The 14,628-nt window shown below is 36.5% G+C and carries 15 protein-coding genes and 2 tRNA genes; 16 read left to right on the top strand and 1 reads right to left on the bottom strand.

Annotated elements, in window-relative coordinates; all coding sequences use genetic code 11:
* The first annotated feature begins 85 nt into the window (after positions 1-85).
* The 14 genes from TJ68_RS01150 (at position 86) to TJ68_RS01085 (ending at position 12,490) form a co-directional block, all read left to right on the top strand.
* Entirely contained in the window at positions 86-1,378 is a 1,293-nt protein-coding gene (locus TJ68_RS01150; protein ID WP_238316003.1) for a UDP-N-acetylmuramoyl-tripeptide--D-alanyl-D-alanine ligase, read from the top strand.
* 85 nt (positions 1,379-1,463) lie between these two features.
* On the top strand, positions 1,464-2,939 hold the full coding sequence (locus TJ68_RS01145; protein WP_040928283.1) for a DEAD/DEAH box helicase: 1,476 nt from the start codon (positions 1,464-1,466) through the stop codon (positions 2,937-2,939).
* An 80-nt stretch (positions 2,940-3,019) separates the two neighbouring features.
* Entirely contained in the window at positions 3,020-3,487 is a 468-nt protein-coding gene (locus TJ68_RS01140) for a PH domain-containing protein (protein ID WP_040928282.1), read from the top strand.
* Positions 3,480-5,009: a PH domain-containing protein gene (locus TJ68_RS01135; RefSeq protein ID WP_040928281.1), complete on the top strand. Its 1,530-nt coding sequence runs from the start codon at positions 3,480-3,482 to the stop codon at positions 5,007-5,009. The genes TJ68_RS01140 and TJ68_RS01135 overlap by 8 nt, the downstream gene beginning before the upstream one ends.
* Positions 4,993-5,502 carry a PH domain-containing protein gene (locus tag TJ68_RS01130; RefSeq protein WP_040928280.1) on the top strand — a complete coding sequence of 170 codons (510 nt, stop codon included), beginning with the start codon at positions 4,993-4,995 and terminating at the stop codon, positions 5,500-5,502. Before TJ68_RS01135 ends, TJ68_RS01130 begins: the two co-directional genes overlap by 17 nt.
* Positions 5,495-5,839, top strand: coding sequence for a holo-ACP synthase (gene acpS / locus TJ68_RS01125; protein WP_040928279.1), 345 nt, complete (start codon positions 5,495-5,497; stop codon positions 5,837-5,839). The genes TJ68_RS01130 and acpS overlap by 8 nt, the downstream gene beginning before the upstream one ends.
* 13 nt (positions 5,840-5,852) lie before the next feature.
* Positions 5,853-6,995: an alanine racemase gene (alr, locus tag TJ68_RS01120; RefSeq protein ID WP_040928278.1), complete on the top strand. Its 1,143-nt coding sequence runs from the start codon at positions 5,853-5,855 to the stop codon at positions 6,993-6,995.
* A gap of 68 nt (positions 6,996-7,063) precedes the next feature.
* Positions 7,064-7,249, top strand: coding sequence for a hypothetical protein (locus TJ68_RS08645; protein WP_040928277.1), 186 nt, complete (start codon positions 7,064-7,066; stop codon positions 7,247-7,249).
* A complete protein-coding gene (locus TJ68_RS01110) occupies positions 7,250-7,633 on the top strand; it encodes a type II toxin-antitoxin system PemK/MazF family toxin (RefSeq protein WP_040928276.1) in 384 nt (127 codons plus the stop codon).
* 36 nt (positions 7,634-7,669) lie between these two features.
* Positions 7,670-8,683, top strand: a complete 1,014-nt coding sequence (locus tag TJ68_RS01105; protein WP_052327236.1) for a SpoIIE family protein phosphatase — start codon at positions 7,670-7,672, stop codon at positions 8,681-8,683.
* Positions 8,684-8,753: 70 nt separating this feature from the next.
* Positions 8,754-9,086: an STAS domain-containing protein gene (locus TJ68_RS01100; protein WP_040928275.1), complete on the top strand. Its 333-nt coding sequence runs from the start codon at positions 8,754-8,756 to the stop codon at positions 9,084-9,086.
* Positions 9,079-9,546, top strand: coding sequence for an anti-sigma B factor RsbW (gene rsbW / locus TJ68_RS01095; protein WP_040928274.1), 468 nt, complete (start codon positions 9,079-9,081; stop codon positions 9,544-9,546). Before TJ68_RS01100 ends, rsbW begins: the two co-directional genes overlap by 8 nt.
* Positions 9,527-10,309: an RNA polymerase sigma factor SigB gene (gene sigB, locus TJ68_RS01090; RefSeq protein ID WP_040928273.1), complete on the top strand. Its 783-nt coding sequence runs from the start codon at positions 9,527-9,529 to the stop codon at positions 10,307-10,309. Before rsbW ends, sigB begins: the two co-directional genes overlap by 20 nt.
* Positions 10,310-10,351: 42 nt before the next feature.
* Entirely contained in the window at positions 10,352-12,490 is a 2,139-nt protein-coding gene (locus TJ68_RS01085; RefSeq protein ID WP_040928272.1) for a Tex family protein, read from the top strand.
* A 43-nt stretch (positions 12,491-12,533) separates the two neighbouring features.
* Here the strand turns inward: TJ68_RS01085 and TJ68_RS01080 are convergent, their stop codons facing one another.
* Positions 12,534-14,069, bottom strand: coding sequence for a catalase (locus TJ68_RS01080; RefSeq protein WP_052327235.1), 1,536 nt, complete (start codon positions 14,067-14,069; stop codon positions 12,534-12,536).
* 237 nt (positions 14,070-14,306) lie between these two features.
* Between TJ68_RS01080 and TJ68_RS01075 the strand changes: the two genes are divergently transcribed.
* Together TJ68_RS01075 and TJ68_RS01070 are read left to right on the top strand one after the other, a co-directional pair.
* A tRNA-Leu gene (locus tag TJ68_RS01075) sits at positions 14,307-14,392 on the top strand.
* Between the two features lie 157 nt (positions 14,393-14,549).
* Positions 14,550-14,623, top strand: a tRNA-Gly gene (locus tag TJ68_RS01070).
* Positions 14,624-14,628: the final 5 nt, after the last annotated feature.

Here is a 14,628-nt window from a genome sequence, read left to right as displayed (position 1 = left end):
ATAACAGTATTTTATTAAAATTATAGGAATGAATATCATGATATCATTAACAATTAAAAAAATCTCCGAACTATGCGGAGGTAAGTTGAACGATAAAGCAAAAGAAATTGAAAATACAGAGATTCACGGAGTCTCAATCGATACGAGAACGATTGAAACAAATAATATGTTTGCACCGTTCGTCGGTGAAAATGTCGATGGACATGATTTTATATTGAATGCGATTGAATCAGGTGCATGTGTTTCTTTATCTGAAAAAGAAAATGTTGATGCACCACTAATTATAGTAAAGGACGTTCAAAAAGCACTTGGCGACATCGCAAGAGGATATTTAAACACGTTAAATACAAAAGTCGTTGCGATTACTGGGTCTAACGGTAAGACGACGACAAAAGATATGATAGAATGTGTATTAGCACCTCATTTTAACGTTCAAAAAACGATTGGAAATTACAACAATGAAATTGGAATGCCACTGACGATTTTTAACACGAAAGCCGATACGGATATTTTGATACTAGAAATGGGAATGGATAATCTCGGAGACATCCATTATCTATCATCTATTGCTCGTCCTGACATTGCGATTTTAACGAATGTTGGAGAATCTCACATTGAAAAGTTAGGGTCTAAAGAAAACATCGCAAAAGGGAAGTATGAAATTGTCGATGATTTAAAAGACGACGGGTTATTTATCTACTCTAATGACTATGTCGAACTTGAAAAACTTGTTAATAAAGATACACCTTATGAACAGGTTACAGTCGGTTTAACTGATAAAAATGACCTCGTCGTAAAAAACATTAAAGAAGATAAAAACGGTGTGAGTTTTATACTAAATGGACTTGAGTATTCAATCCCGTCACTTGGTAAGCATAACGCCGTTAACTCGAGTTTTGCGATCGCTCTTAGCAAGCATTTTAATATTAGTGAATCGGATGTAAAGAAAAGTTTAGAACAGTTAACAATCACAAATATGCGTATGGAACAGCATATCGATGAGACTGGTGCTTTAATTATTAACGATGCGTATAACGCAAGTCCTTCATCGATGAAAAGTGCAATTGATACAGTACGTCACTTAGATTATAAAAATAAAGTACTCGTTTTAGGAGATATATTAGAACTCGGTAGTTATAGCAACCAACTTCATGAGTCTGTTGGAGCATATATAAATGAGGATAACAACTTTACGCATATTTTCACTTATGGTGAACATGCGAAAACGATTCATGATACGATTCAAAAAGAAAATACACAACATTTCGAGTCGATAGAACAGTTAAAAGATACTTTGAATTCGTTAAAAGATGAAAATACAGTCGTACTATTAAAAGCATCTCGAGGTATGAAACTCGAAAGACTAATCAGTGAATAGTTGTTGTACAATGATGTTTAAAATGATAGCATTAAGTAGTTATGCATTATGAGATAATAGTTAAGAGTCAAAGGAGACTATACATTTGAAATTTTTTGAAGCACTAGGTGTAAGTGATGAAACAATACTTGCACTTGAAGAAATGGGGTTTGAAACTCCAACTCCGATTCAAGAGGAGAGTATTCCTTTCGCATTAGAAGGAAAAGACATATTAGGACAAGCACAAACAGGTACAGGAAAAACTGGAGCGTTCGGTATTCCACTCGTTGAAACAATCGAGCGTGGACAAGGAACGCAAGCGTTAATTTTAGCGCCGACAAGAGAACTTGCGATGCAAGTGAGCGAGCAGCTAAAGCATTTCTCTAAATATAAAAAGTTAAAAGTATCTGTTATTTTCGGAGGCGTATCAATCGAACGCCAAATTTCAGAGTTAAAAAGACACCCTGAAATCATCGTCGGGACTCCAGGACGAGTCATCGACCATATTAAACGTCGTACGTTAAAACTAAAACACATCACTAAATTCGTATTAGACGAAGCGGATGAAATGATGAACATGGGCTTTATCGACGATGTTAAGTTTATAATGGACCGTTTACCTGAGGGTGATCGTCAAACGTTACTATTCAGTGCAACGATGCCTAAAGCGATTCAAGAACTCGTCACACGTTTTATGGATGAACCGAAAATCGTAAAAACGATGAATCAAAACCAATCTGATCCACAAATCGAAGAGTATTATACGATTGTGAAAGAGTTAGAAAAACTCGACGTATTCGTCGACTTTTTAGACGTTCATCGCCCGAAACTTGCGATCGTATTTGGTCGTACGAAACGTCGTGTAGATGAACTGACGAGTGCATTAATCGCTAAAGGATATTTAGCAGAAGGACTTCACGGAGATATTACTCAGTCAAAACGACTCGAAGTGTTAAAGAAGTTTAAAAATGACGCACTACAAATTTTAGTTGCAACAGACGTTGCTGCACGTGGACTCGACATTACAGGTGTTACACACGTGTATAACTTTGATATTCCTCAAGACGCTGAAAGTTACACGCATCGTATCGGTCGTACAGGACGTGCTGGTGAGAGTGGTGTCGCGTTAACGTTTGTTAACCCAATCGAAATGGGGTACCTACGTTTAATTGAAGAGACGAAAGGTAAACCGATTCGTCCGCTACGTCCGCCATTTAAAGAAGAAGTAAAAGCGGCGCAAGCAGAAGTCATGATCGATAAAGTAAGAAAATACGAAGGAAAAGAAATTGACGAAGAAGTATACGAATTATCTAGAAAATTAGTCGAAACGTTCGATCCTTTAGATATTATTACTGCTTTTGTGAGTGAATATGTCAACGAAAAAGAAGACGACGCGATTCAATTATCATTTGAAAAGCCTCTACCAAGACGCGCAACAGCAAAACAGTCTGGTGGAAAACGTCGTGACTATAATCGCGGTAAAAAAGGTGATAGAAACAACCGTCGTAAACCGCAAAAACGTGACAACCGCAACCGTGACAGATCGAATCATAAGAAAACATTTAAACAATTTATGAAGTAGTTTAGAGCGCCGTCTGGCGCTTTTTTTAATTTATATTAAAAAATAACTCATGTATAATAGATTAAAAAAGGAGTGTTCGCATGGAATCTGTCGATAAAAATCTACGTCCGTATATGCAACTTAGAGCAGTGCTCGACGGATTAGTTATCTTTTTACTTCCGACGATTTATATCGTCGTGTCTTATATATTAGATTTTCATTTTAAATTATCATTAATCATTTATGTCGTACTGATTTTACTTTATGTCGTATTCCGTGTTTTATTACGTCCGATTTTATATACGAGAATTACAAAAATCGGTGTATATGATGACTATTTAATCGTTAAAAAAGGCTTTTTCTTTATAGAAACGGTATTGTATCCGATTGAACGTGTACAAATCGTTGAATTAGAAAAAGGATTTATTGCAAGACGATTTAATCTCGCAAAAATAGAATTAACAAATGCTGCATATACCGTTCGTTTACCAGAAATTGAAACGGTTCGGGCCGAGAAACTAAAAGATACGATTATCACGCGTTTAAAAGAGGTGGATAGTGATGTCTAACGTTCATAAATTACATCCTGTATCTTATGTTTTAACTATAATCGATGTATTTAAAAGATATTGGTACGTATTCATATTGACTATTTACAACCTCGTGACGAGTAAATTACAAGAAGGTGTACTAACAGATAACGCTTTTGGAATCATCTTAATGATCATCAGTATCTTTTTAATTATTACCGGTATCATTGAAAAGTGGACAGTGCGTTATTGGTTTGAAGCAGACAAGGTCATTTATAAATCTGGGCTGTTCGTTAAGAATGAACGTGAGTTAAGTATCGATCGTATTCAAAGTATCGATATTACTCAACCAATACTCGCTCGACTATTTAACGTCGCAGTTGTGCACATTAAAAGCCCAGCTGAAAGTATTTCCCTACCTGGTGTGAAATACGATATGGCAGAGTCGATTCGAACATATGTGTATCAGCAAAAAGAAGATGAAAACTCTTCTCAAGTACATGAAGAAGTCGAAAATGAATCGTATGAAACTAACAAGAGTACAGATTTTAAATTAAATGAAGCAGAAGTCGTCTACGAAATTTCGCCAAAAGAAATGCTATTGCTTATCGCAACGAGTGGAGGGCTAGGAATGTTTTTAGCAGCTGTAGCTGGGGGACTTGGGTACTTCGGGTTTGATAAGATTATTGTAAATGCAATTGAATCACTCCAAGGACTCGTGGGATCGTTATTTATACCGATTCTAATTGCGATAGGAATTGTCATTTTATTTATTGGAATAATTATCGGTGGCATCATCATATTTGCCAGATACTACGGTTACCAAATTAAAAAGCATAAAGAAGACTTTATTATTCAGTACGGTTTACTCGAGAGAAAAACAATTACGATTAATAAGAAACGCATTCAAAATATTTCTGTAAGAGAAGACGGATTATTTGAGCGTCTATTTAAAATTCATGCGTTATATGTCGGAATTACGAGCAACGACTTTTCTGATGAAGACGTTGGAGACGTTGTGTTGACTCCTGTTATTAGACAAAGAGAGAGTTATAAATTTTTAAATGAACATTTTAGTGAGTATAATATCAAACGACCTGAACCGAGTGTTCCGATTAGGGCATATAGGAGATATTTCCAAGTCTCGCTCTTTGTACTTTTTATGGTCTTTTCAATCACGAGTGGTATTCTTTACTACTATGATCAAATGATCGCATTATATATCGTACTTCTAGTCGGTGTGTTTATAATAGTTTTAACTATTATTAGTGGCATATATTCAGCTAAAAATAGCGGTGTTCGTATCGAAAATGGAGATTTAAATATGTTAACGACGTCTTCATTTAAACGCAGTCATTACATTTTTAAACGCAGTAAAATTATCGACTGCGCGATTCGCCAAACGATATTTACAGAGCATGCAAACCTCGGAACTATTGAAGTGAAAACAGCGTCTGGTCTTATACCTACAACGGTTGACGTAAAACATTTAGAGTATAAAGAAGCAAGTGAAATATTCGACTATGTGAGAAAGGGAGTTCAGAATGGAGAAAGTATCTAGAAAAGCGATTAACTACTGGAGAATTCAAGCTGTATTCGGACTTCTAGTCGCACTCGTCGTTATTATCATTTGTGGTGTTCTAGCATATTTCTTTGACTTTCTACACATTCCAGCGATGATTGTCGGAGGAATTGCGGGACTTTATCTTCTATATGAAGTGATCTATAAAATGTGGGTTCATCCGAGTTTATTTTATAAGTATTTTGAATTTAAATTTACAGATGAAGTACTCATCGTTAACGATGGTATATTTAACCGTAAGCACACGGTCATCCCACTTTTTAGAATCCAAAATGTAGACGTAACAGAAGGTCCAATCATGAGTAAATTCGGGTTAAAAGGCATTAGTATCTCGACTGCAGGTGGGGGTACGTACCTCCCTGAATTAGAAAAGGACCGTGCCGATGAAATTCGTACGATGATTAGAAGTATCGTAAAAGCAAACCGAAAAAGAGAAAAAGCAATTCTTAAAGAGGATGAAGTACATGATTAATGGTCTCGGCACAGATATTATCGAAATTGAACGTATTCAATCAGTGAATAAAGACAACCGTTTGGCACGTCGTATTTTAAGCGATGAAGAACTCGCAAAGTATGATTCAATTAAAAATACCGAGCGAAAACTTGAGTATTTAGCCGGGCGCTTTGCAGGGAAAGAAGCATACGCAAAGGCAGTTGGAACAGGGATAGGCACTTTAAACTTTAAACATATTGAGATTTTAAACGACGATGATGGAAAACCGTATATAGTAAATACAAATTCACTGATTTCAATATCCCACTCTAAACAATACGCGACAGCGACTGTCATTATAATGAGTGATAATTAAGGAGAGTATAATTATGGAAAATAGATTTTATCGAGATGCATACGTTGAAGTCGATTTAGATCGAATATACCGTAACTATTTAGAAGTTCAGCGACTACACGAAGATAAGACATTTATTGCTGTTGTGAAATCTAATGCATACGGACATGGTGCTGTAAGAGTAAGTCAATTTTTAGAAGAAAAAGGGGTAGACTTTTTTGCGGTTGGAACACTCGATGAAGCGATTGAACTAAGAATGCACGGTATAAAATCTAAAATACTCATTCTTGGAATCATCAACCCAGAACATATAAATAAAGCGATCCAGCATCGCATCGCGCTCACAGCTCCAAATTTAGAGTGGCTTGAAGCGGCATTAAAACATAATACCGGTGAGTATGACAAAAACGTATGGATTCATATTAAAGTGAATAGCCATATGAACCGTTACGGTACAGATGATGTAGAAGAAATTAAAGAGATGATCAAAAAAATAGAAGCGTCAGATCACTTTGTATATGAAGGTATTTTTTCTCATCTTGCACTTGCTGCATCGACGTCTTATGGTGCACAAAAAGAAATTGACAAATTTAAAACAATTGTAGAATCAGTAAAACGTCCACAATTTGTACACGTATTAAATTCAGCGGGTTCATTACTGTTTAATAGTGATTTTACAAATGCAGTCCGAGTAGGAATTTCATTATATGGCTATTATCCAAGCTTAATGGTCAAAGAGAAATCACAAATTCCACTTAACCCTGCGTTACGACTGATCACACACGTTGTCGATACGCACGACTTAAAGAAAAACGACTTTGTCGGTTACGATGAGACATTTATCGTCGATAGCGATACGAAAATTGCGACGATTCCGATCGGATACGGCGATGGCTTATTAAGAAAACATACAGGATATACTGTAAAAGTGAACGAAAAAAACCATCCATTTGTCGGCCGTATTTGTATGGATGCTGCGATGATTGAAGTAGATGCTAAAGTAGGTGATGAAGTCATCGTTATTGATAACCATTACGATAGTCCACAATCACTTGAGCGCTTTAGTGCACACGTCGGCACAATACCGTATGAATCGACAAATTTACTAACGAGACGATTACCACGCGTATACAAACAATCTGGCGAAATGGACGTATCCAATGAAATCTTAAAATAATTCAGAGAATGTTACTTATTATGTTAAAATATAAGTAATGTTATAGGTGATAAAGGGAGAGGATTATTGTGAGTTCATATATGTTAGACAAATCAATACAACAGTCTATGAAAGACGGTTATCTAGAGATGTCTGAACTTAACTTAATAATCGCTAGAGAAGGTTTTCATCTTGAATGTGAGGTAGAACATATTTACTCCCAAAAGCTTCAAAATGAACAAAATAAAAACAATAACAAAAGAGATGGTGAGTAGATGAAACGTGGAGAAGTATACCTAGCTGATCTTTCTCCAGTTCAAGGCTCTGAACAGGGCGGTAAACGCCCTGTTGTTATTATTCAAAATGATACGGGGAACAAGTTTTCACCGACGTTAATCGTTGCAGCGATAACGGGTAAAATTGATAAAGCGAAAATACCGACACACGTCGAAGTAAATGCTGAAAAGTATAACTTTAAGACCGACTCGGTAATATTGCTAGAGCAAATTCGAACGATAGATAAGACTAGGTTACAAGAAAAACTTACATATTTAGATGATGAGAAGATGAAAGAAGTAGATAAGGCGATTCAAATCAGCCTTGGTCTAGACGATGATTCAAACAAAAAGCAAAAGAAGAAACATCGTAAATCGAAGTAAGCATTACATACATATTAATGAATAGGAGGAGCACTATTGACCTACATTGACAAACTTGCAAAAGAATACGAAACGATACTACAACTATTTATTTATGAAAATGCAGTAGATGAGGCAATCGCACGATGCCAAACGTTCAGTCAAAATGTCATTGAAATAGACACTTCTCCTGAAGAAATCGTATCTTTACATATTCAAATGCTCAATCATTTACATATTAACGACGGTGAAGAAATAAAAAAGTCGTTAGAAATTCTTGAAGAAGTCATGATATCATTCGGATTTACGTACCGTGATTATCGAGCAATGCTCGATCAAATTAATCATCATGATCAAGAATTAGAAGTCGCTGCAAGTGTTCAGCGCACGATGTTAAAGTCGGAAATTCCAATCATCGATAACTCACAGCTCGGTGCGATTAGTGTCGCTGCAGGAAAAGTAAACGGAGATTACTTTAACATATTAAAACAGTATGACGATAAAGTAGGTATCGCAGTTGCAGATGTCATCGGGTCAGGTATCCCTGCATCTATTGCGATGGCGATGTTAAAGTTCTCATTAGAACTCTCACATTTAACGTATAGTCCTCACCGCGTGTTAGAAAAAATCAACGACTTAGTCGAACAAAACATCAATAAAAATATGTTTATTACGATGTTTTATGCCGTTTATGATTATAAAAATTTTGAACTTACATACGCAAGTGCTGGTCACGAGCCCGCATTAATATATCGATATGAAGACGACATTTTTGAAACACTCGATACGAGAGACCTTGTCCTCGGTGTGATGCATGGCGTTTCCTATAAAGAAAGTACAGTTTCACTTAATGATAAAGATATGATTTTCATCTACACTGATGGAGTCTCAGAATTAAGAAAACACGACGGTACATTTATAGATATGGAAGACGTTAAAAATATGATTCGTGATAATCGCGACGAACATCCGCAAGATATCGTCCGAAATCTCTATCAGCATCTTACTCGTATGCAAGATCAGACTCGAAAAGATGATTTAACGTGTATTTTAATTAAGACGCTACATTAACGTTTATTAAAAAATCAAAACGGGTATCGTATTACTATATATTTGTCTGAAATGGAGTAGGATTACTGTTATGAATATTAAAATTGAAGTAAAAGAGGCACAAGAAGTATTTTTTGTGAAAGTCGGAGGAGAACTCGACATTTATACAGTGCCCGAATTAAAGAAAGTATTTAACCCGATTGTCTCAGAAGGCTCTCATAACTTACACGTCGATTTAAGTGACCTTACATATATGGATTCAACAGGACTTGGCCTTTTTGTTGGAACACTCAAAGATTTAAATCAGTTTAATAATGAGTTAAGAATTTCAGGTGCAAACGATCGTGTTATGAAATTATTTGAAATAACAGGACTAAGCGACTTGATTCAAATCACGCAATCGGGAGCGAATGTAGATGAGTAAAAATTATGAATATATAGAAATGAAAATACCTGCAAAACCAAAATACGTAGGGCTCGTTCGCCTAACGTTATCTGGTATTTTAAATAGCGCTGGCGCGACATACGAAGAAATTGAAGATACGAAGATTGCTGTTAGTGAAGCGGTAACGAACGCAGTGAAGCATGCATATTCTGATAGTGATAATGAAATTACAATCGGATTTGCGGTATCAGCGGGTCGTGTTGAAATTATCGTTCAAGATTCTGGAAAAAGTTTTGACTATGAAACGGTAAAAAAAGAACTTGGACCGTACAAAGAGTCTGATTCTGTAAGTTTTTTAAGAGAAGGAGGACTTGGGCTTTTCCTAATTGAGACACTAATGGATGATGTGAACGTTAGACGTACACAAGGCGTGACAATTAGTATGGTGAAGTACATTGGTGAAGGTCAGGTGCAAAAAGATGGAGCAATCACAAACTAGAAAAGAACTTTCACGTGATGAAATTAATCGCTTAATTACTGAATATCAAGAAACTGGAAGCGATGAAGCACAGACGCGTTTAGTTTATCATTATGAAAAACTCATCGAGTCACTCGCATATCGATATTCAAAAGGGCAATCGCATCACGAAGACCTCGTACAAGTCGGTATGATTGGATTGCTCGGTGCAATTAAACGATTCGATTTATCTTTTGAGCGTAAATTCGAAGCATTTCTAGTACCGACAGTTCTCGGAGAAATCAAACGTTATTTAAGAGATAAAACGTGGAGTGTTCATGTCCCGAGGCGTATTAAAGAGCTTGGTCCAAAAATCAAACGTTCTACAGATGAGTTAACGAATGAGCTAGAGCGATCACCATCTGTTAAAGAAATCGCAGAATATATCGGTGCAACAGAAGAAGAAGTACTCGAAGCGATGGAGATGGGACAAAGTTACAATGCGTTAAGTGTGGATCACTCGATTGACGCAGATAACGAAGGTTCATCTGTGACGTTACTCGACGTAATGGGTGAGGAAGATGATAATTATGCTCAAACCGAGGAACGTTTACTCATAGAAAAGTTATTACCGATTTTATCTGAACGAGAACAACAGATTATACGATATACATTTTTAGAATCTCTAAGTCAAAAAGAGACTGGCGAAAAAATCGGTTTAAGCCAAATGCATGTATCAAGATTACAACGTGCAGCACTTAAAAAGTTGAGAGATTCTGTTAAAAATACTGATATAGATATTTAAGCCTAATCATAATGATTAGGTTTTATTGTTTAGGAGGACATTATGAACGAAGCATTAGTTAAAGAGTTATCGAGTAAATTAAAAATTAAATCAGAGTATGTATTAAACGTACTCAATATGTTAGAAGAAAATGCGACGGTGCCTTTTATCGCACGTTATAGAAAAGAACAAACTGGCGGTCTCGATGAAGTTTCAATTAAGCAAATTTCTGATGAGTACAACTATCTAGAAGAATTAGAAAAAAGAAAAGAAGATGTCATTCGTTTAATCGACGAACAAGGACTACTCACTGAGGATCTAAAAAATCAAATATTTCGACAAACATCTCAAGCACGTGTTGAAGATTTATATCGTCCGTTTAGACAGAAGAAGAAAACACGCGCAACAGAGGCAAAACGTAAAGGGTTAGAGCCACTTGCTGAAATGATTTATAAACAAGATGTTGATCCTAAAGATATTTATAAAGAGGCAGAACAATATATTAACGAAGAAGTGAAAACTGTAGAAGACGCTGTTGCTGGGGCAAAAGATATAATCGCAGAAATAATTTCGGATAACCCACAACACCGTATGTACATACTAAGCGTCATTCAAAATCACTCAGAAATTACATCAACTGAGAAAAAGGAACACGATGACAAAACGCAAATTTTTGAAATGTATTATGACTATAGTGAACGCGTAAAGACAATACCATCCCACCGTATACTTGCAATGAATCGTGGAGAGAAAGAAGATGTGTTACGCATCGGTTTCAAACATGATGACGATAAAATTACCAGTTATTTATATCGCCAAGAATTAAAAGAAAAAAGTAAGACCAAAGAATTGATAGAAGAAACAATCGATGATAGCTTAAAACGTTTAATCTTACCAAGTTTAGAACGTGAAATACGTAATGAGTTAACGAAAAAAGGAGAAACGCATGCGGTAAATATTTTCGAAGAAAACTTAAAAAGTTTACTTCTACAGCCACCACTTAAAAATCATACGATTTTAGGTGTTGACCCAGCGTTTCGAACAGGGTGTAAGCTCGCAGTTATCGATTCAAACGGTAAGTTCTTAGAGAAGAATGTTATTTATCCGCACAGCTCTAAAAACACGGATAAAAGCGAAGTGATTTTTAAAAATATTATTGAAAAAAATAAAGTCACATTAATTGCAATCGGTAACGGAACAGCATCGAGAGAAACTGAAGAATTCGTTGCGAACTTTTTAAAGAAGTATGAAATAGAAGTGCCGTTTATTATCGTAAATGAAGCGGGGGCTTCTGTGTATTCAGCGTCGGACGTTGCACGTGAAGAATTTCCAGATTTTGAAGTTGAAGAAAGAAGTGCGGTATCAATTGCACGTCGTATTCAAGATCCACTTGCTGAACTTGTAAAAATCGACCCGAAATCATTAGGAATTGGACAATATCAACACGATATTAATCAAAAGTTCTTAAATGAGTCGCTAGATTTTGTAGTTGAAACAGCAGTAAACCAAGTTGGTGTAGATGTAAACACTGCGTCTTATAGATTACTTGAGCATGTTTCTGGATTAAACAAAACAATTTCAAAAAATATTGTAGAGTATAGAGAAACTGAAGGGATTACGAAACGATCAGACCTTAAAAAAGTAAAAAGACTAGGACCGAAAACGTTTGAGCAAGCTGTCGGATTTTTAAGAATCGTCGGTGGAGAAGAAGCACTCGACCAAACACCAATTCACCCGGAGCAATATAAAAACACATATGCATTACTAAAAACAGTCGGGGCATCGATCGATGAGCTCGGTGAAGAGAGTATTAAGGAAAAGTTAAATACACTCGATAAACGTAAATATAGTGAAGAAAATGATATTGGACTTCCGACATTAAACGATATTATCGATAGTTTAATTGCGCCTTTAAGAGACATCCGAGATAAGTACGACACACCGATTTTAAAAAGTGACGTGTTAGAACTTTCGGATTTAAAAGAAGGTATGAAGCTATCTGGAACAGTAAGAAATGTTACAGACTTCGGAGCATTCGTTGATATCGGAGTCGGTCAAGATGGTCTTGTCCATATTTCACAACTAGCCAATCGATATGTAAAACACCCACTCGACGTTGTGAGTAGTGGAGATATCGTTGAAGTCTCTGTTTTATCAGTAGATGAAAAGAAAAATAGAATATCATTAACGATGAAAAAGTAATTAAAAAGAGTGAAGCTTTTGCTTCACTCTTTAGTTATTTATTTTAGTCTTTTTTAACTTGCACTGGTTTACCTTCGAATGGGTGATCTCCATTTACTAGGTCAACATCGTTGATGTCAATGCCGAGTGCCTCTGCGACACCTTTACCGTATTCTTCGTCTGCTTGGTAACAGTTGAAGATGTGACGCTTTTTAATGTGCTCTTCAACGCCTGCCATTTCAATTGCAGTGTTTTTGAAGATTGTTTGTTTACCTTCTTCAGATTGAAGACGGAATAATTTACCTGGTTGCTCGTAGTAGTTATCGTCGTCTTCACGGAAGTCGTACTCATATACTTGACCGAGCTCTAAGTTTAATTCAGGTTGTTTTGCATCTTTTTGTGAATTGTGTGCACCGTAACTATTTGGATAATAGTTGATATGTGAACCTAAGTTACCGTCAACTCTCATCGCACCGTCACGGCTGAATGGGCATACGTTAGCTGCACCTTTTGGTGAGTTTACCGGAATTTGGTGATGGTTTACACCTAAGCGGTAACGCTGAGTGTCTCCGTATGAGAATAAACGACCTTGTAACATTTTGTCTGGTGAGAATCCAAGACCAGGAATGATGTTTGTTGGTGCAAACGCTGCTTGTTCTACTTCTGCAAAGTAGTTGTCAGGGTTTTTATTTAACTCGAACTCACCAACTTCGATTAATGGGAATTCACCTTTATACCATACTTTTGTTAAATCGAACGGGTTGTGGTAATGATTTCTTGCTTGCTCTTCAGTCATTACTTGGATGAACATTTTCCATTTAGGGAAGTCTCCATCTTCAATCGCGTTGTATAGGTCACGTTGTGAAGATTCACGGTCTTTACCGACAACATCTACTGCTTCTTCAGCAGTGTAGTTACGAATACCTTGTTGTGTTCTAAAGTGGAATTTCACCCATACACGTTCGTTATCTTCGTTAATCATCGCGTAAGTGTGTGATCCGAATCCATGCATATGACGGAAGTCTGACGGGATACCACGGTCAGTCATAAGAATTGTCACTTGGTGTAATGCTTCAGGTAGTGACGTCCAGAAATCCCACTGAGAATTCGGGTTATTCATGTTTGTACGTGGATCACGTTTAACGACGTGGTTTAAGCTTGGGAATAATTTAGGGTCGCGGAAGAAGAATACAGGTGTGTTGTTACCAACTAAGTCCCAGTTACCTTCTTCAGTGTAGAACTTAAGTGCAAATCCGCGAATATCACGTTCAGCGTCAGCTGCACCGCGTTCACCAGCTACAGTTGAGAAACGAGCGAACATTTCAGTTTTCTTACCAACTTCTGAGAAAATCTTTGCTTTAGTATATTTAGTAATATCATTTGTTACTGTGAATGTACCGTAAGCACCAGATCCTTTAGCGTGCATACGACGCTCTGGAATTACTTCGCGGTCGAAGTGTGCCATCATATCTAAGAAATAAGGATCTTGCATAACGATTGGACCACGTGGGCCAACTGTCATTGTGTTCTCACGATCACCTACAGGGTTACCGAATAGAGTCGTTAACTTTTCTTCTTCAGGGTTATAGTGTTTTGACATAATAAACCTCCAAAATTAAATTAGAATAATTCTAAATAAAGTATAGCATAATGATTTTCATGGTGCAAATATCAAAGTGGATTTAATACCTTCATTATATATAACAAAAATAAATTATGCATATTATATGTTTATAAAGATAATATTGAAAAAGAATCATGAGCGACTAAGAAGTTTTAAAACAGTTGTTGACATGACCCATAATAGCTCTTATAATAGATAACGTTATCTCATTAAGCGGTTGTGGCGGAATCGGCAGACGCGCTAGGTTGAGGGCCTAGTGGGAGTTAAATCCCGTGGAGGTTCAAGTCCTCTCAGCCGCATATACATTTTTACTTGCATTAAGTTAAGCGATCATGTATAATAATTAAGCGTTAACCAAATTGAAGGTTGCGCAGAGAAAATAAAAATAAAAACTTTTAACTTTTCTATTGACTTAGTTTTTCAACTCTGTATAATAGTAAGAGTTGAAACAAAAACGCGGGTGTAGTTTAGTGGTAAAACCTCAGACTTCCAATCTGATGTCGGGAGTTCGATTCTCCTCACCCGCTCCATTATA

The sequence above is a fragment of the Nosocomiicoccus massiliensis genome (genome assembly GCF_000438455.1).
GTDB classification, from domain to species: domain Bacteria; phylum Bacillota; class Bacilli; order Staphylococcales; family Salinicoccaceae; genus Nosocomiicoccus; species Nosocomiicoccus massiliensis.
The sequence above is the reverse complement of the archived record's forward strand: the minus strand, read 5'-3'. Positions and strand labels throughout refer to the sequence as shown.